The sequence below is a fragment of the Thalassobius sp. MITS945101 genome (genome assembly GCF_047123305.1).
Taxonomy (GTDB): domain Bacteria; phylum Pseudomonadota; class Alphaproteobacteria; order Rhodobacterales; family Rhodobacteraceae; genus Thalassobius.
In genome coordinates this window covers 3,710,447-3,736,201 of record NZ_CP138918.1, presented here as the reverse complement: position 1 = coordinate 3,736,201, position 25,755 = coordinate 3,710,447, and the positions used below count along the sequence as shown (strand labels likewise).

At 60.2% G+C, this 25,755-nt stretch carries 26 protein-coding genes; 2 read left to right on the top strand and 24 right to left on the bottom strand.

The window, feature by feature from the left end; translation table 11 throughout:
- Positions 1-2: 2 nt before the first annotated feature.
- The 9 genes from SIC14_RS18365 to nadA form a co-directional block, all read right to left on the bottom strand.
- A complete protein-coding gene (locus SIC14_RS18365; RefSeq protein ID WP_412563357.1) occupies positions 3-428 on the bottom strand; it encodes a globin domain-containing protein in 426 nt (141 codons plus the stop codon).
- A gap of 78 nt (positions 429-506) precedes the next feature.
- Positions 507-2,180: an ABC transporter ATP-binding protein gene (locus tag SIC14_RS18360; protein WP_412563356.1), complete on the bottom strand. Its 1,674-nt coding sequence runs from the start codon at positions 2,178-2,180 to the stop codon at positions 507-509.
- Positions 2,181-2,185: 5 nt separating this feature from the next.
- A complete protein-coding gene (locus SIC14_RS18355; protein WP_412563355.1) occupies positions 2,186-3,280 on the bottom strand; it encodes an ABC transporter permease in 1,095 nt (364 codons plus the stop codon).
- A gap of 88 nt (positions 3,281-3,368) precedes the next feature.
- A complete protein-coding gene (locus SIC14_RS18350) occupies positions 3,369-4,748 on the bottom strand; it encodes a CmpA/NrtA family ABC transporter substrate-binding protein (RefSeq protein ID WP_412563354.1) in 1,380 nt (459 codons plus the stop codon).
- A 286-nt stretch (positions 4,749-5,034) separates the two neighbouring features.
- Complete coding sequence (locus SIC14_RS18345) at positions 5,035-6,210, bottom strand: ABC transporter substrate-binding protein (RefSeq protein WP_412563353.1); 1,176 nt, start codon at positions 6,208-6,210, stop codon at positions 5,035-5,037.
- Complete coding sequence (locus SIC14_RS18340) at positions 6,207-6,791, bottom strand: ANTAR domain-containing response regulator (protein WP_412563352.1); 585 nt, start codon at positions 6,789-6,791, stop codon at positions 6,207-6,209. Before SIC14_RS18340 ends, SIC14_RS18345 begins: the two co-directional genes overlap by 4 nt.
- Before the next feature lie 156 nt (positions 6,792-6,947).
- Positions 6,948-7,802, bottom strand: a complete 855-nt coding sequence (nadC, locus tag SIC14_RS18335) for a carboxylating nicotinate-nucleotide diphosphorylase (RefSeq protein ID WP_412563351.1) — start codon at positions 7,800-7,802, stop codon at positions 6,948-6,950.
- On the bottom strand, positions 7,799-9,394 hold the full coding sequence (locus tag SIC14_RS18330) for an L-aspartate oxidase (RefSeq protein WP_412563350.1): 1,596 nt from the start codon (positions 9,392-9,394) through the stop codon (positions 7,799-7,801). The genes nadC and SIC14_RS18330 overlap by 4 nt, the downstream gene beginning before the upstream one ends.
- A 44-nt stretch (positions 9,395-9,438) precedes the next feature.
- A complete protein-coding gene (nadA, locus tag SIC14_RS18325) occupies positions 9,439-10,491 on the bottom strand; it encodes a quinolinate synthase NadA (protein WP_412563349.1) in 1,053 nt (350 codons plus the stop codon).
- 300 nt (positions 10,492-10,791) lie between these two features.
- On the opposite strand from nadA, the gene SIC14_RS18320 reads away from it, so the two are divergent.
- Positions 10,792-11,493 carry a fumarylacetoacetate hydrolase family protein gene (locus SIC14_RS18320; protein WP_412563348.1) on the top strand — a complete coding sequence of 234 codons (702 nt, stop codon included), beginning with the start codon at positions 10,792-10,794 and terminating at the stop codon, positions 11,491-11,493.
- Positions 11,494-11,857: 364 nt separating this feature from the next.
- Complete coding sequence (locus SIC14_RS18315) at positions 11,858-12,037, top strand: hypothetical protein (protein WP_412563347.1); 180 nt, start codon at positions 11,858-11,860, stop codon at positions 12,035-12,037.
- Between the two features lie 201 nt (positions 12,038-12,238).
- On the opposite strand, the gene SIC14_RS18310 is transcribed toward SIC14_RS18315, so the two are convergent.
- The 15 genes from SIC14_RS18310 to fliF form a co-directional block, all read right to left on the bottom strand.
- The gene (locus tag SIC14_RS18310) at positions 12,239-12,454 is read right to left on the bottom strand and encodes a hypothetical protein (RefSeq protein ID WP_412563346.1); all 216 of its coding nucleotides are present in this window, start codon (positions 12,452-12,454) and stop codon (positions 12,239-12,241) included.
- Between the two features lie 32 nt (positions 12,455-12,486).
- A complete protein-coding gene (flhB, locus tag SIC14_RS18305; RefSeq protein ID WP_412563345.1) occupies positions 12,487-13,641 on the bottom strand; it encodes a flagellar biosynthesis protein FlhB in 1,155 nt (384 codons plus the stop codon).
- Entirely contained in the window at positions 13,634-14,452 is an 819-nt protein-coding gene (fliR, locus tag SIC14_RS18300) for a flagellar biosynthetic protein FliR (RefSeq protein ID WP_412563344.1), read from the bottom strand. Before fliR ends, flhB begins: the two co-directional genes overlap by 8 nt.
- 3 nt (positions 14,453-14,455) lie before the next feature.
- The gene (gene fliQ, locus SIC14_RS18295; RefSeq protein ID WP_412563343.1) at positions 14,456-14,722 is read right to left on the bottom strand and encodes a flagellar biosynthesis protein FliQ; all 267 of its coding nucleotides are present in this window, start codon (positions 14,720-14,722) and stop codon (positions 14,456-14,458) included.
- Positions 14,723-14,726: 4 nt separating this feature from the next.
- Positions 14,727-15,494: a flagellar type III secretion system pore protein FliP gene (fliP, locus tag SIC14_RS18290; RefSeq protein ID WP_412563342.1), complete on the bottom strand. Its 768-nt coding sequence runs from the start codon at positions 15,492-15,494 to the stop codon at positions 14,727-14,729.
- A complete protein-coding gene (locus tag SIC14_RS18285) occupies positions 15,491-15,808 on the bottom strand; it encodes a flagellar assembly protein FliO (protein WP_412563341.1) in 318 nt (105 codons plus the stop codon). Before SIC14_RS18285 ends, fliP begins: the two co-directional genes overlap by 4 nt.
- Positions 15,809-15,976: 168 nt before the next feature.
- Positions 15,977-16,318, bottom strand: coding sequence for a flagellar motor switch protein FliN (fliN, locus tag SIC14_RS18280; RefSeq protein WP_412563340.1), 342 nt, complete (start codon positions 16,316-16,318; stop codon positions 15,977-15,979).
- Between the two features lie 25 nt (positions 16,319-16,343).
- Positions 16,344-17,327 (bottom strand): flagellar motor switch protein FliM, encoded by a 984-nt coding sequence (fliM, locus tag SIC14_RS18275; protein ID WP_412563339.1) that lies wholly within the window; start codon positions 17,325-17,327, stop codon positions 16,344-16,346.
- A gap of 9 nt (positions 17,328-17,336) precedes the next feature.
- Positions 17,337-17,903: a flagellar basal body-associated protein FliL gene (fliL, locus tag SIC14_RS18270; RefSeq protein ID WP_412563338.1), complete on the bottom strand. Its 567-nt coding sequence runs from the start codon at positions 17,901-17,903 to the stop codon at positions 17,337-17,339.
- An 11-nt stretch (positions 17,904-17,914) separates the two neighbouring features.
- Positions 17,915-20,371, bottom strand: a complete 2,457-nt coding sequence (locus tag SIC14_RS18265) for a flagellar hook-length control protein FliK (protein ID WP_412563337.1) — start codon at positions 20,369-20,371, stop codon at positions 17,915-17,917.
- A 67-nt stretch (positions 20,372-20,438) separates the two neighbouring features.
- A complete protein-coding gene (locus tag SIC14_RS18260) occupies positions 20,439-20,810 on the bottom strand; it encodes a hypothetical protein (protein ID WP_412563336.1) in 372 nt (123 codons plus the stop codon).
- Positions 20,807-22,156: a FliI/YscN family ATPase gene (locus tag SIC14_RS18255; RefSeq protein ID WP_412563335.1), complete on the bottom strand. Its 1,350-nt coding sequence runs from the start codon at positions 22,154-22,156 to the stop codon at positions 20,807-20,809. The genes SIC14_RS18260 and SIC14_RS18255 overlap by 4 nt, the downstream gene beginning before the upstream one ends.
- The gene (locus SIC14_RS18250) at positions 22,153-22,953 is read right to left on the bottom strand and encodes a FliH/SctL family protein (RefSeq protein WP_412563334.1); all 801 of its coding nucleotides are present in this window, start codon (positions 22,951-22,953) and stop codon (positions 22,153-22,155) included. Before SIC14_RS18250 ends, SIC14_RS18255 begins: the two co-directional genes overlap by 4 nt.
- Positions 22,954-22,980: 27 nt before the next feature.
- The gene (gene fliG, locus SIC14_RS18245; protein ID WP_412563333.1) at positions 22,981-23,997 is read right to left on the bottom strand and encodes a flagellar motor switch protein FliG; all 1,017 of its coding nucleotides are present in this window, start codon (positions 23,995-23,997) and stop codon (positions 22,981-22,983) included.
- A gap of 6 nt (positions 23,998-24,003) precedes the next feature.
- Positions 24,004-25,731: a flagellar basal-body MS-ring/collar protein FliF gene (gene fliF, locus SIC14_RS18240; RefSeq protein ID WP_412563332.1), complete on the bottom strand. Its 1,728-nt coding sequence runs from the start codon at positions 25,729-25,731 to the stop codon at positions 24,004-24,006.
- Between the last annotated feature and the right edge of the window lie 24 nt (positions 25,732-25,755).

The window sequence follows — 25,755 nt, the reverse complement described above, 5'->3', positions numbered from 1 at the left end:
CGCTATGAGGCCTTGTTGTAGGCCGCTTCGATCATGGGGTTTGCAAGGTGATTGAACAGATTTTCCCACAGCGTCCGCTCGACCAAGGAGAGGCCGCCAGGGGTCATTTCGTCGATCGCGTTGACTAGTGCTTCGCCGACAAGCGGGTAGTGTTCGGGCAGGGCGCCATAGGTGACATGGCGCCGCGCCAGCCGCTTCAGCTTGCCGCTGAAGAACCAGGGCTGATGCAGGTTGTCCACCAGCATATCCAGCATCATCGTCAGCTTGTTCAGCTGCGGCGTCATATCGTCTGGAAACAGCCCCCGCGCCTGCGGGGCGATGATAAAGAGACGGCGGTAAAAGGTTTCGGCCAGATAGCCCTGCGTCGATTTCAGCCGATCGTAGGTCCCCTTCAGGGTGGCGATCTCTTCCTTGGTCATGAAACTCATGTCTGCACTCCTCGTTCGCTGGAGACAGGGTAGGTTTCATTTCTTTCGATTGTCTGAACGACATGTGCATTGCGCCGGTCATGCCGCTACCGGTTTTTTCGCTGGTTTCGGCTTGGCGCCGTGTTCGTATTCCTCAAGAAAATCAAGAACCTCTTGCCGGAAGGTGTAGTAGTCCGGATGATCCAAAAGCGCCTTGCGGCTGCGTGGGCGGGGCAGATTAACGTCGATGATTTTACCGACTGTGGCCTGTGGTCCGTTGGTCATCATCACTACACGGTCGGCCAGCAGGATTGCCTCATCCACGTCATGTGTCACACAGATCGCGGTCACCTTGGTGCGGTCCCAGACCTCCATCAGCACCTCTTGCAACTCCCAGCGGGTGAGGCTGTCAAGCATGCCAAAAGGTTCATCCAAGAGCAGAAGTTTGGGCGATAGCGCAAAGGCCCGCGCGATGCCGACCCGTTGCTGCATGCCGTTCGACATTGAACTGGCGGGGCGGTCCATTGCATCGGCCAGACCCACCCGTTCCAGATAGTATTCCACCACATCCTGCCGTTCAGCCTGAGAGGCTTTGGGATAGACTTTATCCACCCCGATGGCGCAGTTTTCGCGAGCGCTGAGCCAGGGGAAAAGGTTGGGAGATTGAAACACCACGGCGCGTTCTGGATCGGCGCCTTCGACGTGGCGGCCATCAAGGCGGATGCCGCCTTTGCTGATCTCATTGAGACCTGCCGCCATGGTCAGAACGGTGGATTTGCCACAGCCGGAATGCCCGATGAGCGAGATGAACTCCCCCCGGTTGAGTTTGAGGTTAAAATCCTCCACCACCGTCAGCGGGCCTTTGGGGGTCGGGTAGATCTTATGCAGCTGAGAAAAGTCGAGGAAGTTGTTGTCAATCATCCCCTTTTGGGCATCGGCAACGGCCGCAGGCACGCCGTGAATCGGTTCGACATTCGGCAGGGTGCGGGTGGCCTCGGCCTTGGCCTCAATCCCGACATCCATCAGGTATTTGGTGATGTCACCGCGCAGCTTCTTGAAACCGTCGTGGTGGTTCATCTCCATCCGATCACGGGGACGTGGGATCGAGACCTTGAAAGCCTCGCCCAGCGTGCCATCGGGGTTCAGCGGGATGATGCGGTCGGCCATGATGATGGCCTCATCCACGTCATTGGTAATCAACACACAGGTCTTTTTGTCCGCTTCCCAGATCTCGAGGATCTCATCGGCCAGATTGGCGCGGGTCAGCGCATCAAGGGCCGACAGCGGCTCATCCAGCAGCAGAACCTCGGGGTTCATTGCCAGCGCGCGGGCCACATTCACCCGCTGCCGCATGCCCCCCGACAGTTCCGCCGGACGCCGTGTCATTGCGTGGCTGAGGCCCACCATTTTGACGTAATGCGCCACCTTTTCGGCGCGATCTTTCTTGCTGAGACCAGGGAAGATCGTGTCCACCGCCAGCCCCACATTGCCCGCAACCGTCAGCCAGGGCATCAGCGAGTAGCTCTGGAAGATCACACCACGTTCAGGGCCGGGGCCTTTGATCGGATCGCCTTTGAAGGTGATCTGACCGCTGGTGGGCTGATCCAGACCGGCCATCATGTTGATCAGCGTGGTCTTGCCCGAGCCGGAGAAGCCGAGAAGAACAAGAAACTCGCCTTCCTCCACCTCCAGGTTGATGTCTTTCAACACCTCCTGGCGGTGCTGGCCTTCGCCGTAGCTTTTGCAGAGGTTCTTAAAGGAAATCATAGACATATCGATCACCGGTTGTTCGTGAAGGTGAACAGAGATTGCAGCGCATACATCACACGATCGAGCAGGAAGCCGATGATGCCGATGGTGAAGACCGCAACCATGATCTTGGCCAGAGACTGGCTGGAACCGTTCTGGAACTCATCCCAAACAAATTTGCCAAGGCCGGGGTTCTGCGCCAGCATTTCGGCGGCGATCAGCACCATCCAGCCAACCCCCAGGCTGAGGCGCAATCCGGTGAAGATCAGCGGTAGGGCGGAGGGCAGCACCAGTTTGGTGATCTTGGTATAGGTGTTCATTTTCAACACTTTGGAGACCGAGACGAGGTCCTTGTCGATGCTGGAAACCCCCAGCGCGGTGTTGATCAACGTCGGCCACAGCGAACACAGCGTCACGGTGATGGCCGAAATCAGGAAGGACTTAGAAAACATGCCGTCATTGGTGGTGTAGACGGCGGACACCACCATGGTCACGATCGGCAACCATGCGAGGGGGGAGACGGGTTTGAAGATCTGCACCAGCGGGTTCACGGCGGCGTTAGCGGTTTTTGACAGACCCGCCGCGATCCCCACCGGCACCGCCACAACAGTGGCGATCAGGAAGCCGAAGAAGACGGTTTTGATCGAGGTCCAGATTTGCTGATAATAAGTAGGTTTGCCGGTGTAGCTGCGGTTTTTCACCTTGTCGGCTTTGCCCGCCGCAATCAGCTTGGCGTTGCGTTCATCCTGACGCTGGTAGAAGGCCGCGGCCTTGTCCTGTTCGCGCAGATGGTCGTCATGTAGGTTGCCGACCTGTTCCCAGACCTGCACCGGACCGGGGATTGCCCCAAGTGAGGTCTGCACCTTCGGCGCCAATGTGCCCCAGGCAATCAGGAAGGCAAAGATTGCGATCAGCGGCACCCCAAGCAGCTGCCAGACCTCTTTCATCTGGGCGCGTGGATTGTCACCCGCGGCAGCTTTCAGGATCGGGGTCAGCCAAGAGAGCCCCAGCACCTGAAACCAGCCGTCCAAACGGTTGATGCGGGTGAAGATACGGGCCTGTCGGGCGTCTTTCCGGGCGGTTTTTTCCGCGTCAGAGAGAGATTGCGGGTCGATGGCAGTCATGGCGAAAGATCCTGGCTGGAACGGTCAAGTCGAGAGGTTTGGAAAAGTGGGCGCGGGTTGGGGCCCCGCGCCCTTAGTGGGGGAGCGGTTATCCCTGAACGTCGCTGCCCACGACCTTCTGCGCGCCTTTCAGGCCGATCGGCAGGCTGTCGATATAGGCGTTGGGCGTGCGGCCGTCGTAGGCGATGCCGTCAATGATGTCGCCCGCTGGCGTGGGGGCTTTGTAGCCGTCGCTGTCAAAGGGGAAGTCGGCGGCATCAGCCAGACCTTCGTCGACCAGCATTTTGGCCGCTTCCAGATAGATCTCGGGCTTGTAGACCGATTTGGCGACCTCATCATACCAGCTGTCCGGTTTCGCTTCGGCAATCTGACCCCAGCGGCGCATCTGGGTCAGGTACCAGACAGCATCCGAATAGTAGGGGTAGGTGGCGTTGTAGCGGAAGAAGACGTTGAAATCGGGCACGTCACGCTTGTCGCCCTTCTCATATTCAAAGGTGCCGGTCATCGAGTTGGCGATCACCTCATAATCCGCCCCGACGTATTCCGAACGACTGAGGATCTCGACCGCTTCGGGGCGGTTGGCGTTGTCGTTTTCATCCAGCCACATGGCGGCGCGGATCAGGGCTTTGGTGATGGCCAGGGTGGTCTGCGGGTTTTCCTGCTGGAATTCCGCGCTCAGGCCAAAGACCTTTTCGGGGTTGTTCTTCCACAGCTCATAGTCGGTGATGACCGGCACGCCGATGCCTTTGAACACCGCCTGCTGGTTCCACGGTTCACCCACGCAGTAACCGTAGATCGTGCCAGCCTCCATTGTTGCAGGCATCTGCGGCGGTGGGGTCACGGACAAGAGAACATCGGCGCCGATCTGGCCGCTTACGTCCTCCGGAGAATAGAAACCCGGCTCCAGCCCGCCAGCGGCCAGCCAGTAACGCAGTTCGTAGTTGTGGGTCGACACAGGGAAGACCATGCCCATGTTGAATGGCTTGCCGTCATCGGCATGGGCCTCGACCACCGGTTTCAGGGCGGAGGCTGAAATCGGGTGGATCGGCTTGCCGGCGTCATCATGGGGGATGTGCTGTTTCATCTCGGCCCAGATCTCATTCGACACGGTGATGCCGTTGCCGTTCAGATCCATCGAGAAGGGGGTGATGATATGCGCCTCGGTGCCGTAGCCGATGGTGGCGGCCAGCGGCTGACCGGCCAGCATATGCGCACCATCCAAAGTGCCTGAGATCACGCCGTCCAGCAGCACCTTCCAGTTGGCCTGGGCTTCCAGCGTGACAAACAAGCCTTCGTCCTCAAAGTAGCCCTTTTCATAGGCCACCGCCAATGGGGCCATATCGGTCAGTTTGATAAACCCAAACTTCAGCTCGTCTTTTTCCACATCCAGCAGTTCGGCAAATGCGGGGGACGACAGTAGGGTGGTGGCAGCCAGTGCTCCGGCGATCTTCAAATGCGTGCGTTTCATTTCAAGTCCTCTGTTGGGCCTTCGTTGCGACCGGCCGCCCCTTGGGCTTGGGCCAAAATAAAAAGCCGCCCGACATCTCTGCCCTTGGGAGGGTGGACAGAGTCGTCGAGCGGCTTTGCTCTGGAGGCTACACACCCCTCGGGAGGAGGTGAGGGTTGGGCAGCTTTCTCGGTGGAACGCCATTGTTCCGGTTGGGTTGATCTTGCGGGGCTTTCGGCGTTGCAGCAAGAAATCTGTGGGGATTTTTCTGCATTGCCGCAAAGGTCAGTCCTTCTTGCCTATTTTTTCATCGCACTGGCGCGCTGGGATCAAAAATGCGGCCATCGAAGAAGGAATCAGGGGGCAAAATCAGCCGCCCGTTTTCCGACCCCAGGGCGCTGGGGTGGGTCAGGGTGCCTTCAACCTTGGCCGAGGCGCCGGGCAGATCGCGGGTGACCTGTGCCAGATGCAGCCGGTGCAGATCGGCCCGAAAAACCGCCTGAGCGGATTGCGCTGATTTCACCGGATCACAACCGTGGCGACGGGCCAGTTGTACGCCGATCCAGGCGGCTTGGGATTGCCACGGAAAGGTGGCAGCCCCGTCGAAGAAAGCCACAAAACGGTCGCACTGACGTGTTTCGCCGCGCGGGGAGATGACCAAGCGGCCAGACAGCGCCCGGTCGATCAGGTCCGGCGACACCCCAAGGTATTCGGGGCGCGACAGGATCTCGGCGCAGGTGGTCATGTTCTGTGCATTGCCAAGCCAACGTGCCGCCCGCCACAGGCAGCGGATTAACCGACCCGCCAGATCGGGGTGCCGGTCGGCCCAGCCGTGCCGGGTGGCCAATACCTTTTCTGGCGCGCTCTGCCAGATGGCAGAGCCCGGCAGCAGCAGTTCCCCTACACCGTTTTCCACTGAAATGGTGCCCCAGGGCTCGCCTACGCAGAAGGCGTCAATCTCACCCTTGGCCATCGCTTCGGCCATCAGGGGCGGCGGCACAGTGTGAATGCTGGGGCGTTTGTCAGCCGGCAGGCCAAGGGCCTCCAGCCAGTAAAACAGTAGCTCTGCATGCATCGAGAAGGGAAAAGGCACCCCCACGCGCAAAGGCTGATCCAGCGCCAATAGGGCGGTTCCAGCGGTGCGAGCGTCTTTGAAATCAAAGCGATAGCCGTTCCGTCGCATCTGCTGCGCCAGACCTGGACTAACGCCAATGACATTGCCGTTCAGCGACAGAACCGAAAGCACCTCAAGCGGCTGGGCAGAGCCACCAAGGCCAAGCGCCGTGGCGATGGGCAGCGGTGCCAACAGATGCGCCGCCTCCACCCGGCCAAGCGCCAGATAGTCACGCAGGGCACTCCAGCTGGGCGCGCGGTGCAGGTCCAGGTGCAGGCCTTCCTCTTCGTCAAACCCAAGGGCGCGGGCAATCACCAAAGGGGCGGCGTCGGTCAGCGGGATGTAACCAGTTGGCAGCGTGTAGGTCATGACAGGAGCCCCGCTGTGTTGACCAGCGCCTCAGCCACCTCGGCCAGTTTGCTGCCCTGATCCATCGCGGCTTTGCGCAACAGGGCGTAGGCCTCATCCTCACTGATGCCGCGGGCCTTCATCAGGATGCCTTTGGCGCGGTCGATGGTTTTGCGCTCTTCCAAAGCGCGGCGGGTGGCCGCCAGCTCGGTCCGCATCCGGCTGACCATGTGAAACCGTGTGATCGCTGCATCAAGGATGGGCGTCAGCCGGTCCTGTTGCAGCCCGTTCACCACATAGGCCGAGACACCTGCCTCAATCGCGGCCTTGGTCAATGCTCCGTCGGACCGGTCCACAAACATCGCCACAGGGCGTTCCATCGGACCCGAGGCCAGCGCCAGCTCCTCCAGCGCGTCACGTGAGGGATTGGCCATGTCGATCAGCACCACGTCGGGATCCAGTGCAGCAATTCGGCGGGCCAGCCCACTTTCTTCCGCGATCACGGTGATTGTGTGATCGCCAGAGGCCTTCAGCCCTTCCACGATCTGCAAAGCCCGATCGCGATCCTTTTCGACAATGATGATGGTGAGGTTCTTGGGCATGGCGGCGAAAATCCGTGGCTGTTGCTTAGGATTTTCTGCGCTGCAGCGAAGAAGGGCAATGACGCGCAGGGGACGTCATTGCGGAAACGACTAGGGGAACGCGTGGTTGCCTTGTTTTTGGGCAGGTGCCTGCAAACCGGTCGGTTCGTGGATCGCTTAGAAGTCCAGTCCCAGGTCCAAAGTCTGCGCCGAATGGGTCAGCGCTCCGGACGAGATATAGTCGACCCCCGTTGCGGCCACTTCGGCAATCCGTTCCAGCTTCATGTTGCCCGACGCCTCCAGCACCATGCGGCCCGCAGTCATTGCCACGGCCTGTTGCAGGGTGGGTGTGTCCATATTGTCCAGCAGCACAACATCGGCGCCGCCAACCGTCAGCACCTCTTCCAGCTGGGCAAGGGTGTCGACCTCAATCTCAACCCGCACCATATGGCTGCCATGGGCCTTGGTCGCCTCCAGTACGGCACGCACCCCACCTGCGGCGGCAATGTGGTTGTCTTTGATCAGGATGGCGTCAGACAGGCTGAAACGGTGGTTGAAGCCGCCGCCATGCAGCACCGCCTGCTTCTCAACAATCCGCAGGCCAGGGGTGGTTTTGCGGGTACAGGTGACGCGGGTCTGGGTGCCCTTGGTTTCTGCGACAAAGGCGGCGGTGAGTGTGGCAATGCCGGTCAGACGTCCGGCAAAGTTCAACGCCACCCGTTCGCCGGACAGGATCGAGGCGGCAGAGCCTTCAACCTCCATCAGCGTGTCGCCTTTTGCGATCTGGTCACCATCGCGTTTCAGCGGGCGGATCTGCAAAGACGGATCCACCAGACGGAATGCGATGGCTGCGATCTGCAAACCCGACACAACCCCGTCCGCCCGTGCATTCAGCCGTGCGGTGTAGGTCACATCGGCGGGGATCACCGCACGGGTGGTGATGTCGCCATAGGTGCCCAGATCTTCCATCAAGGCGGATTTCACCAGTGGCTCCAGGATAAGATCGGGCAGGGTGGCATAGGTCTGGGTCATGATGGGTCACTCACAATGCGGGCGCGCAAGTCCAGCGCGTCAGCCCAAGTCAAAAAGCTGCGTTTGCCTCTGTCGCCGTTGGCGGCAGGGAAATCAAGGCGGCAATGTGCGCCCCGGCTTTCTTCGCGCAGCAGGGCAGCGGCGGCGATCAGGGTGGCGGTGGCGCTCATGTTCAGGAAGGCGGGGCAGGTGTCCTGCTGGGCCTCTAGCTGGGCGATCTTGCGCAGGGCTGTTTTCAGGCCCTTGCCGTCACGCACCACGCCGACATGATCCGTCATGGTCTGGCGCAGAGCTTCGACCGCCTCGGGATCAGGGGCGACGCCACCGGGTTGGAAATGCGGGGTGACTTCGGCGGTGTCTTGGGCTTCCTCTAAGGTCGCGGCAATCCCTTTGGCGCAGATGCGGCCGTAAACCAGCGCCTCCAGCAATCCGTTGGAGGCCAGGCGATTGGCCCCGTGTAACCCTGTTGAGGAGGCTTCGCCGCAAACCCACAGACCGGCCAGCGTGGCGCGGCCTTTTAGATCGGTGGAGATCCCGCCCATATGGTAATGCGCGGCGGCGGCAACGGGGATGGTGTCTTGCACCGGATCGATCCCAGCGCGGGCGCAGGCCTCCGCGACCGAGGGGAAGTGGTTCAGGATTTCTGCCCCCAAAGCGTCGCGGGTGTCCAGCACCGGGCGGTTGCCGGCTTGGGTCTGGGCATAGATGGCACGGGCCACCACATCGCGCGGGGCCAGTTCGGCGTCAGGATGCACCTCTGGCATGAACCGCTGGCCGGTATTGTTGCGCAACACAGCCCCTTCGCCGCGCAGCGCCTCGGTTGCCAATGGGGCGGGGTCTTCGCCCATATCAATGGCGGTGGGGTGGAACTGCACAAATTCTGCATCCGCAATCACGGCCCCAGCACGGGCCGCCATGCCAATCACCTGTCCACGAATACGCGGTGGGTTGGTGGTGATTTTGTAGAGCCCGCCAGAGCCTCCCCCCGCCAGCAGGGTTGCCGCCCCTTGCAGCAAGATCGGTCTGGCCCGGTCCAGCGGATCGGAGGTTTCGATCCAGACCCCGGTGACCTTCCCCTCTTTAACGTGCAGGTCCGAGGCCATGACACCTTCGAGAACTTGAATGGAGGGCGTTTCGCGCACCACTGCAATCAGCGCCTTCATGATCTCGGCACCGGCCTGATCGCCCTTCACACGTACAACACGCGCGTAGGAATGGGCCGCCTCACGCGACAGCACATAGCCGCCCTGATCATCACGATCAAACGGCGTGCCCAGCCGGGTGAGGGTCAGGATATGGTCGCGGGCTTCCCGCGTCACTTGCGCGGCAACCGCCGCATCCACTGTGCCCGCCCCGGCGCTGAGGGTATCATCGGTGTGGCTTTCGGGGCTGTCGGGATCGCCCATCGCTGCCGCCACGCCGCCCTGTGCCCAGGCCGAGGAAGCCCCTTCGCCCAGCACGTCAGGGGAAATCATCACCACAGGGTCGGGCGCAAGGGTCAGCGCCGCGTAAAGCGCCGCCAGACCCGCCCCAACTATCACCACCCGATCCGTCCGGATCGTTGTGCCTGTCTGGTTCAATGGTTCCGTCATGACAGCCCCCCTCAGCTGGTCATGCCCGTCAGCACGCTTGGAGCTTAAAGCCCCATCTTGCGGCTGACCTCAATCATACGTTCCACCGCCACGCGGGCGCCTTCAGCCACCTTCGGGTCCACCTCAACCGGGGTCGACATGGTGTGCAGCGAATACAACACCTTTTCCAAGGTGATCTTTTTCATGAAGGGGCACATGTTGCAGGGGCCGACAAAATCCACATCCGGCAATGCGTCCGAGATATTGGAGGCCATCGAACATTCGGTGACCAGCATCGCCTTCTCGGGGCGCTCTTTTTCAACATAAGAGATGATGCCGGCAGTGGAGCCAGAAAAGTCGGCCTCATTCACCACGTCAGGCGGGCATTCGGGATGTGCAATGATGCGGGTGCCGGGGTTCCATTCGCGGAAATCCTTCAGGTCCTGCGCGGTGTAGCGTTCATGCACAATGCAGGAGCCTTCCCACCAGACAATGCGTTTGCCTGGCACATCTTTGGCGACGTTCTGAGCCAGATACTGATCCGGCGTCATGATGACGGTGTCGCTGTCCTGGGCGGCGACGATCTGCGCCGCGTTGGAGGAGGTGCAGCAGATGTCGGAGGCGGCCTTCACCTCGGCGGTGGTGTTCACATAGGTCACCACCGGGGCGCCGGGATACTTCGCCCGCATTTCGGCAATGCCCTCTGGCGTGATCGAAGACGCCAGCGAACAGCCCGCTTCCATATCCGGCATCAGAACGGTTTTCGACGGGTTCAGGATCTTCGAGGTCTCAGCCATGAAGTGCACACCTGCCTGCACAATCACATCGGCCTCCACTTTGGTGGCCTCGATCGCCAGTTGCAGGCTGTCACCCACCACATCAGAAATCCCGTGATAGATATCCGGCGTCATATAGTTATGCGCCAGAATGGCCGCGTTGCGCTGGGCCTTCAACTCGTTGATGGCTTTGACATAGGGGGCATAGATCGCCCAGTCCGCCGGCGAGACCACACGGTCCATCTTGGCATAGAGATCCGACATGCTTTCGGCGAGGCGTGGATTGGGCGCCAGATCATAATGATCGGCCAGATCGCCGCGAAGGGTGGTGAGGTCGAGCATGCAGAGATCCTCCGGTCAGTTGCTTGGGGCGCTCCTATACGTGGAAACTACGGTCTATGAAAGCGGAATTGGTCTGGTTTTTCAGGGGGAAACGTGGGGTTAAGATCCCCGACAACAGGGCGATTTATGCTAAGGAGCTGATTTTGCGCCGGAAACTGTGGATGACCGCTGCGGTGTATATGGGGCAATTTGACGGGAAGATTTGCTGACTTTCCCACGAGGGATTTGCCTGAACACCTGTTCATACGGGCGCTTTCTGGCTAGGGAGGAATGGCGTTCCCTTCTGACCGGAGACCTGACATGACCACCGCCCCTTTGCTGTTCGCCGCACCCTCAGTGCAAACCGTGCCTGTTGCCGGGGCAGGGGCGGTTTATCCGGTGCACCGGATCTTCTGTGTAGGGCGCAACTATGAGGCCCACGCCAAAGAGATGGGGGCCGAAGTGGACCGTGAAGCGCCGTTCTATTTCACCAAGTCGCCGCAGGCGGTGCTGGCCAGCGGGGCCACGCTGCCTTACCCACCGGGCACAAGCGACCTGCATCATGAGATGGAACTGGTCGTTGCGCTGGGCGCGCCGTTGTTTAAGGCGACGGAGGAAGACGCCCGCCAGGCGATCTACGCCTATGGCTGCGGTTTGGACATGACCCGACGCGATTTGCAGGCCAAAGCCAAAGAGAAGCGGCGGCCCTGGGATCTAGGCAAGGACTTTGAAGGCGCTGCTGTGCTGGCTGAGATGACAAGGGCCGCGGAATTTGGGGCGGTGGTGGACCAACGCATGCATCTGCGGGTGAACGGAGAGATCCGGCAGAACGCCTCTCTGGCAGAGTTGATCCACGGCGTGGCCGAGGTTCTGGCGGATCTGTCGCACTACTATCATCTGGACGCAGGTGATCTGGTGATGACCGGCACGCCAGCCGGAGTAGGGCCGGTGGTCGTGGGCGATCTGCTGGAGGGCGGCATCGAGGGGCTGGCGCCGATTTCGCTGCGGATTGGGCCGGCTTAATAGGGCAAGGACCCTCTCCAGAGGCATTTTGCGGCAATGCACCCGAATTTTCAGGCCCACTGATAACGGCGCGGCCCGAGAATCTTCTACAAATTGAGTCGTTTTGTTCGGAACCGGGCAAAAATTTCGCTGCCATCGGGGCAATTGGCCCGACATTTGCAGCAATCCATGCGGACAATTGAGCAAATTTACCTTCGTTTAAGGACTCGCCTACATACTTTGGTAGGCGACCCCCAAACCTATTCTTAAAGGAACCCTTCCTATGCGACGTGGATTCAGAACCCTGCTACAGGCAATGATTGGTTCAGACGCAAAGACAGCGTCCCGAAGACACCGCAGACGAGATACCGAAAGGAAGGTTCCCATGTCGTTCCAGTTTCAGCCCTCCGACCTGGCAGACGCAACTCCGGTTTCCTTTCCTGCACCCCAGCAGAAGAAAGAAGAGCATCATATGACCGCCGGTTGGTGGATGCTGCCCTTCCTCGCCAGCGGCACCATGTTCTGGCTGTGGTTCATCCCCACCATGACCAAAACGATCATCTGACGCGCCGTCCCCAACTGCGTCAGATAGAATTCAGTTAAAGCCTGCGGGGTGGACACCGTCCCCAAACCCCTAGTCCCTCCCGCAGCGTGAATCTCTCAGTCTCCAGTCTTTCCAAAGACGTCTCCAAGGAAACGGGTGGTCCCTTCTCAGGGCCACCCGTTTTCTCTTGTTCAGTCTTGCGATCGTGGAAGGGATCAGCTCTCAGGCGGTTTCTTCTGATCCGCGAAACCAGCGGGCAACGGCCGCGATCTGGAACCGCAGGGCCCCGGCCAGTGATAGCACCGCACAGAAAGACATGGCCGCCACGCGGGCCGGATCGCTTTCGGTCAGGGCGACCTCTGCAATCAGGAACAGACCAACCCCGGCAAAACATAGGGTCGAGATCATCTGCCCGTAAGAACCTTTTTCACGTGCCATTTGCGGTCTCCTTGTCACTGAGGTTGCTAGGGTTATGCAGCATTCTTGCCATGTTCGTTGAACTGGAACTCTTTTGTCAGGTCGACCGGCGGCATTTCGGCATAAGGGTCTTCATCCAGATGGTAGACATGGGCCAGAATGGTCGCCACGGCCGCGTAAAGACCGGGGTGAATCTCACCGCCAATCTTGGAGGTGAAGTAAAGCGCCCGCGCCAGTGGCGGCACCGGCAGGATGGTGACGTCATGTTCCTTGGCCAATTCGCGGATCTCAAAGGCCATTGCGCCTTCACCCAGAGCCAGAACCAGCGGCGCATCGTCTTCACCCGGCACATAGCGCAGTGCGACGGAGAAGTGTTTCGGGTTGGTGATGATCGCGGTGGCGTCTTTGACATCATCCAGTGCCGCACGGCGCGACGCACCGTTCTGCGAGGCTTCCATCTGTTTGCGGCGGATCGCACCTTTGACCTCCGGCGAACCCTGGGTCTGTTTACTTTCGTCCTTGATCTCTTGTTTGGACATCTTCAGCTGTTTGTTCATCGTATGGATCTGCCACAACAGGTCCACCGCGCCGATGATTGCCAGCGCCAGCAACAAAGACACCAGAACCTGATAGGACACCGAGGACAGCATCGAAAACTGCTCGCCCACGCCCATGAACGCGGTGGAAGACAGTTTGGGCAGCCATTGCCACAAAACCAATCCGGCGGCGGCGCTGAGCATGGTGACTTTCATCACGGCTTTGCCCAGTTCCACCAGCGCCTTCATCGACACCATGCGTTTGATACCTTTGAGGATGTTCAGCTTGGAAAACTTGGGTTTCATGTTGGCGGTGGCAAACAGAATGCCGCCCCCCATGGCAGCCTGCATGGCCACCGTGGCGATCAGCATCGGCACGCCCAGAACCAGCCCGATCACAAACACATGGGTCAGCGAAGCATCCAACCGGTTCAGGATCAGGCTGTCGAAATTTTCGGCACCACCAAAACGGAAGAAACTGGCGAAATCACGGGCAAGGATGGGACCTGCGAAACTGCCCGCCATCAAGATCACCACGGCGCTGAGCATCGAGGCAAAGACGAACATTTCCTTAGAAGTAACAACCTTGCCCTCTTTTCGGGCATCCTGTTTTTTCTTCGGCGTCGGCTCTTCTGTTTTTTCCTGGCTGTCGCCACCACCACCTTCAGCCATTTGCGACTCCTGTCATCATCTGGGTGAGTGCTTCGATTGCGGCTTCGATCACTTTGTCCATGGCCAACCCCAGCACAGGTGCGCCGAGGTAGAGGAGAACCATGGTGACCGAGAGGGTCAGTGGGAAACCAAAAGAGAAAATGTTCAGCTGCGGAGCGGAGCGGGTCATCACACCGATGCCCATGTTGACCAGCAGCAGAACAGAAACCACCGGCATCATCAGGCGCGCGGCATGGGCAAACATTTCGCCCCCCGCAGAAATGCCGGCCTGCGCCACGGCGGAGAAGTCAAAGACCGATCCGGGCGGGATATGGATGTAGCTGTCCAGGATCAGCCGCAGCACGGTCAGGTGGCCGTCCACAGACAGGAACAGCACCAGAAGCCCAAGGCTGAACAGTTGCGAAATCACCGGTGCGGTCGAGCCCGAGGCCGGGTCGACCTGCGCGGCAAAACCCAGACCAGCCGTGGTGGCAATCCGGTCACCGGCTACTACAGAGGCAGCAAAGAAAATGGTGAGGATCAAACCAGCTGAGGCGCCAAGGGCAACCTCACCCAGCACCATGCCCACGATGCGTTTGCTGGTCAGCACATCGATCGGGGGCATTGGCGCATAGGCCATCACGGGGATTGTCAGCATCACCGACATGATGATGCGCACCTGCAACGGGATGAACCGTGCCCCAAAGACCGGCGCCGCAATGATGAAGGCTCCGATCCGCAGCATCGCAAACAGGTACATCAGCGCGAAATCCAGAACCTTACCCAGTTCCAGACCCGGCACGCCGGAATCATATGTGACAAACCCCTCCATCCGTCAGCGCATTCTGGCGACCATATCGAAGATATCGATGAAGTAGTCCGCCAGCGTGGTCAGCATAAAGCCCGAGGCCAGGCCCATCGTGACCAGTACAATGGCCAGTTTAGGCACAAAGGACAGGGTGGCTTCGTTGATCGAGGTGGCGGCCTGAATAATCCCGACCGACAGACCCACGGCAAGGGCCACACCCAGCACCGGGCCGGCGGTCATCAGAATCTTCCAATAGGCGATTTGCAGTTGTTCGATATTGGCGTCGAAATCCATCTGTCTACGCTCCTATTCCGCTGGAGAAAGAGTTCACAAGAGAGCCCATCGTCAGCGCCCAGCCGTCCACCAGCACAAAGAGCAGCAGCTTGAAGGGCAGCGACACCAGCATCGGCGACAGCATCATCATACCCAGCGCCATCAGGATCGACGCGATCACCATGTCGATCACCAGGAAGGGCAGGAACAGCAAGAAGCCAATCTGGAAGGCCGTTTTCAGCTCCGAAGTGATGAAGGCCGGCAGCATCACCGACAGCGGCACCTCGTCATTGCTGGCGTAGGGGCCAGAGCCGGACAGATCCATGAACATCATCAGATCATTCTGGCGGGTGTTCTCGATCAGAAAGCCCGAGATCAGCACACGGGCCTTCTGCATCGCCTCAGGCGCGGCCATGTTGCCGTCCAGATAGGGGCCAACGGCGGTTTCATAAACCTGGGTCAGCATCGGCTGCATCACAAAGAAGCCCAGGAACAGGGCAATCGCGACCAGCACCTGATTGGGCGGGGTCTGCTGGGTGCCAAGCGCCTGCCGCAGGATCGACAACACAATGATGATGCGGGTGAAGGCGCTCATGCCCAGAACGATCGAGGGCAGCACCGTCAGCGCCGTCATCAGCGCAAGGATTTGCAGCGACAGTGAATACTTGGTTTCACCATTGCCACCGGGGCTGGTGATTTCCAGTGCAGGCAGGCCCTGAGCCAAGGCAGGGGAAGCCGTAAAAAGCACGACACTTGTTACGGTAAAGATGCGGGCAAAGTCTTGGGTCTTCATGCTGCGATCCCAGCCAGAGTTGCGGCGTCAATCGGGGTGGGGGCGGCGGCACTTGCGGCCTTCGGGGCCAAAGGCGTCACCACCGGGGCCTGCCGTTTGGCCGTCACCACCAGAAACTCCTGATCGTCAATGGTCAGAAGCATCGCGCGGGCGTCTGGACCCAATGCGGTGACTTCGCCCAGCGACATGCGGCGATCGTGGTTGATACGGGTTTTCAATTTGCCTTTGTTGGCCTGAACAACAAAGCGCACAGCCAAAAGGGCGGCCAGAAAGCCGCCGACAGTCAGCAGTTGGTTAAGATCTACAAGGTCCATAACACGCCTCTCCTAAACGGTTACCTGACCGATTAGGGGCATGTTTCGTGCCAAGTCTGGCAGTAAATTTTCTACGGATGACAGAAGGCGCGGGGCAGGGCCCCGAGCGCTTGTTTTTCAATATGTTAGGCGGTTTGATCCGCCCTTGGAGCCAGCTCTGTGCGCGGCTTAGAAACTCACACGATCCTTGGGATCGACAATGTCGCCAAAGCGGATGCCGAATTTTTCCCCAACCACCACAACCTCGCCTTTGGCGATGGTGGTGCCGTTGATCTGAATATCCAACGGGTCGCCGGCCAAACGGTCCAGTTCCACAACCGAGCCTTCGTTCAGCTTCAGCAGATCCTGAATGGTGATCTGGGTGCGCCCCACCTCAACCGTCAGACGAACCTTCACCGTGTCCAACACGCCCAAACCGCCCAGCAGGCCGGCTTCGGTGGTCTCGGGCACACCAGCACCCGTGGTGGCGGGCAGACCGGCGGCATCTTCCATCAGGGTTTCATCACTCATCACACGGGTCCTTCTACGAGCAGTCTTAGGAGCTTGTTTCCGCCAGGCGGCGGGTCAGGTTCAGGGCAGATTTGCCGGAGGCTTCGCCCAGATCGGCATCAAACAGCGGGCGGCCTTCGACCAGAAGTTTCGGGGCAGGGGTCATCGCCACTGGCACCACATCGCCAGCGGCCACCGCCCCAACACGGCCCAGCGGCATCTGCGGTTCGGCCAGCACAGCGGTCACATCCAGCGGCACCTGCATCACGGCCTGTTCCAGCTTTTCGCGCCAGGTCATGTCTTCTTCCATCAGATCCGAATGCATCCGCGAACGCAGCTGCATGGCGATGGGTTTCAGGGTTTGCAGCGGGTAAATAATGTCGAAGTTTTCTGGATCACAATCCGGCAGCTGCACCATGAAGGAGCAGTTGATCACCATGTCTTCGGCGTCAGCAAAGCTGGCGAAGCTGAGGTTTTCTTCGCGGTTCTGCAATTCAAAGGTCACCGGCATCAGGTCGCGCCAAGACAGGGCCAATGCGGTGTTCAGCCCGTCCGAGACCAGCTCAATCACCCGCTGTTCCGTGCCGGTGAATTCCGAACGGTCCACGGTTTCGCTGCGGATGTTGCCACCGTAGTAGGAACTGGTGAGCATCGAAATAAAGCTGGGGGGGATCACCAGCATCTGGCTGCCGCGCAGCGCCTCGATGCGGCTGGTGGTCAGGGACACAAAGTTTTCCACCTCATCGGTGTAATCGGCGAAGCTTTTGATTTCCGGCGGGAAAGACGAGATCCTTGGCTGCAGACGCAGCATCGGCAAGAAGACCGAACGGGCCAGGCGGCAGAACCGTTCGTTGATCATCCGCAGGCCATAGTAGTCGCCCATCAGAGACAGGTTATTTTCCCCAAATTTATACGGTTTGTAACTTATCTCACCATCTTTGAACTCGTCACCTTCACCGGCGTCGAGGTCCATCAGGCCGCCGACAAGTTCGGCGAGTTCGTTACTGGAAAGCTTATGCGTGCCGGCCATGTGTGTGACTCACTGCATTACAAATGTGGGGAAGAAAACACTCTCGATGCCGCCGAAGCCTTCCAGCTTCTCCAGCCTGCGATTCACCACTTTCAGCAGTTCCTCCGCCAGACGGTCGCGCCCGTCTGTGCCTTCCACATCGGTTTCCGTATAGGTCGACAACACGGCCAGAATGTCCGAGCGCAGCGCCATTTCGTGCATCTGCACATTGTTCAGCACGGCTTCGTCATACTGGGTCGACAGGCCCACCCCCAGCTGCAGGAAGCGGCTGGATCCCTTGAGGTTGGTGGTCAGCGGATCGGGGAATTCGTAATACTGGGTGACAAAAACCGGCTCCTCAGGCAGCTCTTTCGAGACCTTCTGCGGGCCATCCTCGCCCATCGTGTCGCCGGCAACGGCGCTGTTTTCTTCGATCAGGCGGAGCACCTCATCGGCGGGGCTCATGCTGGATTCGGCGAAAAACTTGCCGCCAAAGAAGCCACCACCGGCCAGACCGGCGCCAACCACCAGCAGCAGGACCATTTTCACTGCGCCGCCTTTTTTCTTGGCGGGGGCGTTTGCTGTTGCGTCTGCCATTACCTTTTACCTCAGGCCAGAATATCAATGCCGCTGTCATCGGCGTCTTCGTTCAAATTTGCGGACTCGGATCCCAGGACCTGGGCCGTGGTCAGCTGTGCGTCGTCACCATTTGGATCCTGACCATTGCCGGAGTTGCCCCCTGCGTTTTGGCCCAGACCCGCCTGTTCGCGCCCTTGCTGACCGGAAGAGGCATTGTGCTGGGTCAGATCCAGCCCTGCCTTGGTCATCAGATCAGCAAGCTTACCCTGGTTGTCATTCAACAATCGTGCCGAAGCATCGTTGTCGGTCAAAATTGATACAGAAACCTGATTGTCCCGCATTTCCATACGGATGGTCATGCGGCCCAGACGCTCTGGCTGCAGGGCGATTTCGATATCGCCCTGGGTCAGATCGCGGGCTTCCTTGATCATTGCGGTCAACTGGGTTGGCCATTCACGATCCGTCATCATCAGTGACCGCGCCATCGGGGCGGGCTGGCTGGCGGCCTGCGGCTGTGCGGCTTCCGCGGTGGCCGTGACGTTCGACTGCGCCATCGCCTGCACGGCCTGCTGCTGGCTGGAGGCTTCGGCCCCCGCCATCATGGCCTGAGCAGGTGCCTGTGCGGCGGGCTGCGCTGGGGCGCTTGCGGCCTGGGTCAAGCCGGGCTTCATCTCGGCTTTCAATTCGGTTTTCAGATCGCTCTGCACTTTGGTGGTGTCATAGGCTGCGGTTTCCACCTTCTGCACAGGCATCTCAACAGACGGGGCCTCTGCTTTCGCAGTGTCTGCGGGCTGTGCCATCACAGGTGTCGAAAGTGTGGCGGGTTTGGCAGCAGGGGCCTCAGCCACCACATTGGCTGTAACGGGGCTGGTGGGCTGTGCTGTCTGTGCGGATGCGGCAGGGTTTGCCGTGGCCGGCGATTGGAGCCGTGCCGCAGTGGCGGTTGCTGTTGCGGGCAGCGCGGGCTCGCCCTCTGCTTCGGTTTGCCCTTCGGTCTGGGCGGCGGCACGGTGGTCCTGCCAGGCTGTCCGCAGGGTCTCAAGTTGCACGGCCCGACGGGCGCGTCCGGCCGAACTGGTATCAGGTGTGAGATCCTGTACAGGGGGCAGCGCGGGTGCGTCGGCAACCGGTTTGCTCACCGTTTCAATTGATTTCGGCTGTTTCAAAACCTCAGCGGCAATCGGCGCTGTAGCGCTAGGCGTTGTCTGTGCAGACGCACCCGAGTTGAGAGCGGTCTGCGTCACCACCTCGGATGTCACCGGCATCGCTGCGGTGGCTGATGTCTGAGCGGCGCTGGTCACGCTGCTAGTCGCTGTGGCCTGTGGACCCGCTGTATCAAACCCGGTCGCCCCGCGCAGCAATGCGCGAAACTTGGCCAAGCCACTGATCCCGGCGCTATCGCCGCTGGTTCCGTTGGAAAGGGCAGCGTTACTGGCCGCATTTGCGGGCTGGTTTGACGTCGGCGCCGTATCTGAGCCAGCTTCCTCAGAAGTTGAAAGACCTGGTGCGATCTGGACTGGTTGAGCACGCCCGTCAGTGGTGGGAGGCAGCTGACCCGTTGTGGTCAGTTGCACCGAAATCGGACGTGACACGGGATGGGGCAAACCATCTGACACGGGTTTGGCCAATTCTTCGGACACAGGCTTGGTCAGCCCCGGCACGGCTGTTGGTTTCTGCGTGTCCTGCACCGGCAGATCAAGATCCAACATGCTGTTGGTACTGGTCACTGCCGTTTTAGACGTCTCCGTCAACGGCGTTTTTGCGACCGTTGCCATCAGCTGGGCCTTGGGATCCAGCGCAGCGGTGACCGGGGTGTCTTTCTGCAGGGCAGTCATGTCATCTGCGTCCGGGTGTACCGCCGGTGTGGCGGTGCCGGATTTAGGAAGATCACCTATCGCCTGACGCAGGAACGCAGCCCCGATGTCCGAGCCTTCTGAGGTCTGTTCAAGACGCACCTCTGATTTCGTCACTGGCAGAAGGGCCTGACGTTCTTTGAGTTGCTGCGCGCTGGCAGCCACAGCGGCGGGGAGTTTTTCCTCGTCAGTGGGCTGGCCGGTAACGGCAGTGCCTTCTTTGGCAGAGGATAAGATTTCAGGTTCATGTGCCAGTTCTGGCGGCGCTACGGGACCGGACTTGGTGGCAATCACCCCAGCGGCAGCACCACTGAAGACAACAAGTGCGGCAGCTTGTTCGGGGGTGAGTTCGGCCGGACCCGAGGGCAGGCCGGTCAGCGACGCGGCCGTGATCCCTGTGCCACCCTGTTGTGTGGCCTCCGCGATTTTGGCGGGTGTGACGCCAGGCAGTTGCGGCGGCGTGTTGAGGTCTACGGGCTGTGCCTCCCCCTGCAAAAGGGCAGCGAAATCCAAGTTGCCCGCATGAGCAGGCAGGCCTGAAAGGCCGGGTTGCGCAAGAGGTAGGCCAGATCCGGCAGCCGCACCCTGTGCTGGGGTGACGGTCAGAATGGCAGGCACAACGTTGTTTTGCATTGTTTTTTCCGGTCCTAGAAACTGGTTTTGCCAGAGTCTATGCAGCTAACGTGCCAACTGTGCCGGATCAGTCGGATTTTTCTTTCGTGTCCAGAACCCGCGCCTTTTCAGACAGCATTTCCAGCTTGTGACCGGATTGTGCCAATGCGGTTTTTGCCTGTTTCAGGCGACGTTCGGACTGGGCTTTCTGCAGCGACAACGTGGTGCGGAAGCCTTCAAGCCGTTGCCCAAGCCGCAAGGAATTTGCCAGCTGCGCCGAGGTCTGCGCGCCGCGCAGCTCGCCGTTCTGCTCTTTCAGCATCTGGTTGATCGACCCGGTCTGGGTGTGGATTTTTTCCACCTCATCCTGGGCTTTACGCAGCTTCTTTGCCAGATCTGCCTGTTTGATCGTCTCGGCCTTGGCCATCAGTTTCAGGTGGTTGCCGTTCTGCTGGTTCATGACGTGGCCCCGATCAGCTCAAGCAGCTGCTTCTGGCTTTCCTGGAAATTGATCTTCTCGTGCTTCATCTGGCAGATGAAACCTTCGATCTTGGGCCAGTTCTTAATCGCGGCATCCAGATCCTTATCCTGACCGGCACTATAGCCCCCCATCAGCATTAGGTCCCTGTTTTCGTTATACAAAGAGATCAGACGGCGCAGCCTTTGGCTGGCGGTGACATGTTCGGGCGGCACGATGTCATTCATCACCCGGCTGACCGAGGCGGGCAGGTCGATGGCGGGATAGATGCCGCGCTGTGCCTGGGCGCGGCTCAGCACCATATGGCCATCAAGGATCGCGCGGGCCGAGTCCACCACCGGATCGTTGGTGGTGTCATCGCCATCAGCCAGCACCGTGTACAAAGCGGTGATCGTCCCCTGACCGGGCAGACCGGGACCGCAGCGTTCGATCAGCGAGGGGATCAGCGAAATGACCGAAGGCGTATAACCTTTGGCGGTGGGCTGTTCCCCCAGCGCAAGGCCGGCTTCGCGTTTGGCATGGGCCACACGGGTCAGGCTGTCCATGATCAGCAGGACATCTTTGCCCTGATCGCGGAAATATTCGGCGATGGCGGTGGTGCGGTTTGCCGCCCTTAGCCGCAGCAGCGGTGAACGGTCGGCTGGAACCGCCACAACACAGACGCGGGCGGCCGCTTCGGGGGTCATCACACGGCTGACAAAGTCGCCCACTTCACGCGCACGTTCGCCGATCAGGCCAACCACAATGACATCCGCCGTGGTGTTGTGGGTCATCATCTCAATCAAAACCGATTTGCCGACGCCGGAACCTGCCATGATGCCGACACGTTGGCCCCTGCCAATGGTCATCGAGGAATTGAGGATCCGCACGCCCACATCCAGGACTTCTTTCACCGGACCGCGCGCCAATGGGTTCAACGGTTTGCCGGCCAACGGCCAGAGGTCCGACGGTTTCGGGGCAGGGCGACCATCCAGGGGCGCGCCACTGGCATCAATCACACGGCCCAGCAGTTCCGGGCCCACTTCGCACATCCGGCCCGCACGGCGCAGCACCACCGGATCACCCAGCGTGATCTGTGCCCCAGCGGTATCCAGAAACAGCAGGTTCTTACCATCGGAGAACCCCACAACCTCGCCTTCAACCGGCGGGGTGCCGGGGGCGGCGTGACGGGGGTAAATCAGGCAGAGGTCGCCGGGAGAGGCGGGAAAGCCGGAACATTCCACCACCAACCCGTCGTAGCGCACAACCTGTCCGCTGATCTGGGGAGCGGTGCGATCGGGCAGGGTGGCCAGATCATGGCTCAACCGTTCCAGAATGGCGGCGCTCATGCGCCCTCTCCATTCGGGAGAGCGTCGGTGGCGATCTCAATTTCGGTGTCGTCCCAATCGGCAGGCAGACCCACCGCATCCAGATCCGGCAGCGAGCTTTGCACCCGGTTGGGACCAGAGCGAATATCGACCGCTCCACGCGGCAGGTTTTCATCGGCCTGCAAAATACAGCCCTCGATCACGTCCGAGCCTTGCAAGGTGGGTTCAATCGCGGCCAGATCTTCCGGGTTCAGATGCACCTGAGTGCAGTCCACGGTTTTGCCGACACGCTCCACCAGGTCCTCGACCTTGGCGGCAAAGGGGGCGGGCAGGCTGTCAATCTGTTGCCCGGCCATGTCGCTGGCCAGCGCCAGCAGGGTGCTTTCCATCGACTGGCGCAGGGCAGTGTGATGCGCTTCGGCGTGATCGGTCAGCGCAAGCGCAAGATCGGTGAACAGGCGGGCGCTTTCTTCCAGATGGGCCTGGGCCTCGGGCGAGGGCAGGTCCACGGGTTCGGGTGTTGGAGCTTCTGCCAGCCCTTTCTGGTAGCCTTCTGCAAACCCTTCTGTGTAGCCGGTTTTATGTGCTGCCGCTTGCAGCGCTTCGGCTTCGGGGGTGGGGTCTGGTTCGGGGGCAGCGTCTTCCTGTTGCAGCGGCGCACCCAGTCCGGCGTCTTCCATTGCGGCGTCGGCGGGGGTGTCATCAGGGAGTTGTTCAAAACCACGCGGACGGAAGTTGCCGTCGCGATTTTTCCGCAGGATTGTGTTGATGGACTCCATGTCCAACGACTGCACCGACATATCTTTGTGGAAGCCCATGATGGATCCCCCCTAAAACCTGAAACCTTAAACCATAACTTCGCCGCCACGACCGGCGAGGGTGATTGTCCCGTCGTCGGAAAGGCGCCGTGCTACAGCAATAACGTCTTTTTGCGCATTTTGCACCTCGGTCAGACGGACGGGGCCAAGGGCCTCCATCTCGTCGGCGATGGCAGCAGCGGCACGGGTCGACATACAACCCAGCAGCTTGTCGCGTAGGATCTCGTCGGCGCCACGCAGGGCCAGAATGAGGGTGCGGTTCTCGACCTCGCGCAGCAGGGTCTGGATGGCGCGGTCGTCCGATTTGATGAGGTTGTCGAAGACAAACATGTTGTCCTGCAGCGCGGTGACCAGGGTCTTGTCCTGTTTCTGAACATCCTTCAGGATGCGCTGTTCCATATCCTGCTTGGTGAAGTTCATGATCCGTGCGGCCGCTTTCACGCCGCCCATCTGGCTGGCGCGCAGGGTGGTATTTTCCTGGAACTTCTTCTGAATCACCTGTTCCAGATCCTTCAACGCCTCGGGCTGCACGTTGGCGAGGTTGGAAATCCGGTGGATGATGTCGGACTGCACGTCCTCTGGCATCAGCTTCAGCACATCGGCGCCAACCCCCGGTTCCAGCGAGGCAATCACCAGCGCGATAATCTGCGGGTGCTCATCCACAATCAGTTCCGAAACCGCGTGGGCATCCATCCATTCCAGGATCTCAATCGGCCGTTCCGAGGAGGTACGTGGAATGCGGCTGAGCACCGAATGTGCCTTGTCATTGCCAAGCGCTTTGGTCAGCACGTCCTTAATGTAGGTGTTCACGCCCACGCCCAGACCGGTCTGTTCACGCAAGTCATGCAGGAACTCGTTCAACACCGCATCCACGGTCGAATGTTCCACATTGCGCACCATATACATCGCTGTGCCCAACTGCTGCACTTCGGTCGGGTTGAGGTAGCCAAGGATATTGGCAGCTGCCTCTTCGCCAAAGAGCATCATCAAAACGGCTGCTTTCTGGGTGCCGCCAAGGTCATCGATGGTCATGGTTCTAGGCATGGTGGATCACTTCAGCTGAGAGTTGTCGTCTTCGATCATCGACTTGAAGGCGGTGGCGATACGGTCGCCGTCGCTGTGGGTCAGGTCGCGGATCAGGGCGAGTTTTTCTTCGTAGGAGACATGGCTCCAGGGGTTTCCGGCCGGTTCGAACCCATCAAGGCGGGCCCGCACTTCAGCGAGGGTTTCGCCGGGGCCAACTTCGATGGCGTCGCCCATCTGGCCTGGCACGCCTCCCATCGGGGCGCCCATGCCCATTGATGGGGCAGGTGCGGCGGGGGAGAACAGGAGGCGGTCAACAATCGGCTTCACCAGACCCAGCACCACAATGGCCAGCACGGCAATCTGGGCGGCATAACGGGCGGTGTCCATCACCCAGCCTTCTTTGTACCAGGGCATGGAAACCTCGGCAAAGGTATCAATGAAGGGCTGGGCCGAAAGGGTAACGGTATCGCCGCGCGGTTGCTGGAACCCGATGGCGGAACGCACCAGCGCTTCGGCGTCGCGCATAACGCTGTCGGGCAGGGCGCCCGGCACCAGAGATCCGTCTTCGGCCATGGTGCCGGCGGGGGTGCGCAGCAGCACAGCGGCGTGGATCCGCACGATCTGGGCGCTGGCGGGCTGGGTGGTTTCCACCCGGCGGCTGACCTCATAGTTGCGGGTCGCATTGGTGGTGGTGTTTTTGTTCACACCGGCAGTGTTGCGCACGGTGACACCGGGGCCGTCTTCGACCAGCTGGGTTTCCTGCGGCGGTGTGTTGGACACGGCACCGGGGATGCCTTTGGCCTGCTGGGCACTGTTTTGCTGGATCATTTCCTGTTCAGACCGCACAACCGAGCCATTGGGCATATACTCTTCGGCGGTGATTTCCGAACGGGTGAAATCCATGTCCACAGTGACCTCAGCTGCCACGTTGCCGGCGCCGACGATGGGGGACAGCAGCGCTTCGATGCGCTGACGGTAGTGGGTTTCCATCTGTTTGCGATGGCCCAGCTGCTGGGTGGTCATCTCACTCAGCGGGTCCGAGCTTTCGCGGGACAGCAGGCGGCCGGTCTGATCCACTACCGAGACATTGGCGCGGGTCATGCCGGGCACAGAGGTCGATACCAGCGACACGATGGCGCTGACCTGACCGTCATCCAGCGCACGGCCAGGGGCAACCTGCACAAAGACAGAGGCACGCGGCGGTTTGGTGTCGCGGATAAAGGCGGTCTGTTCGGGCAGCGCCAGATGGACACGGGCCGAGGTGACATTGGAGAATTCGGTGATGGAACGGGCCAGATCCAGCTCGTGCATCCGGCGCAGACGGGCCGCTTCGACCGAACGCGAGGCGCCCATCGGCATGTCGGACAGGGTGCTCAGCCCATCCGGCGTGCCTGCGGGCAGGCCTTCGGTGGCCAGCAGCATGCGTGCTTTGTGATAATCCGCCTCGGTCACCCGCAGGGAGCCTGTTCCCTGGTCGATCGTGGCGTTGATCCCTGCACCGGTCAGAACCTCGACGGCGCGGGCCTTGTCGGCCTCTGGGAGATCCGAGAAAAGCGACAGTGTTTTCGGCTGGGCCAGCATCATGTAGACCACCAGACCCATCACCGCCACGACGACCAGAATGATCGCAGGCAGGGCGCGTCGCACCGCGGGTTGGCTCATCACCTGTTGCGCTTGCGCCAGATAAGCCTTGCCCTGTGCGGCGGGCGTTGCACCTTCGGTGGTGGCGACTGGGTTGGTCGTGCTGTCCATCGAAACTCTCGTCTAGTTGCCGTT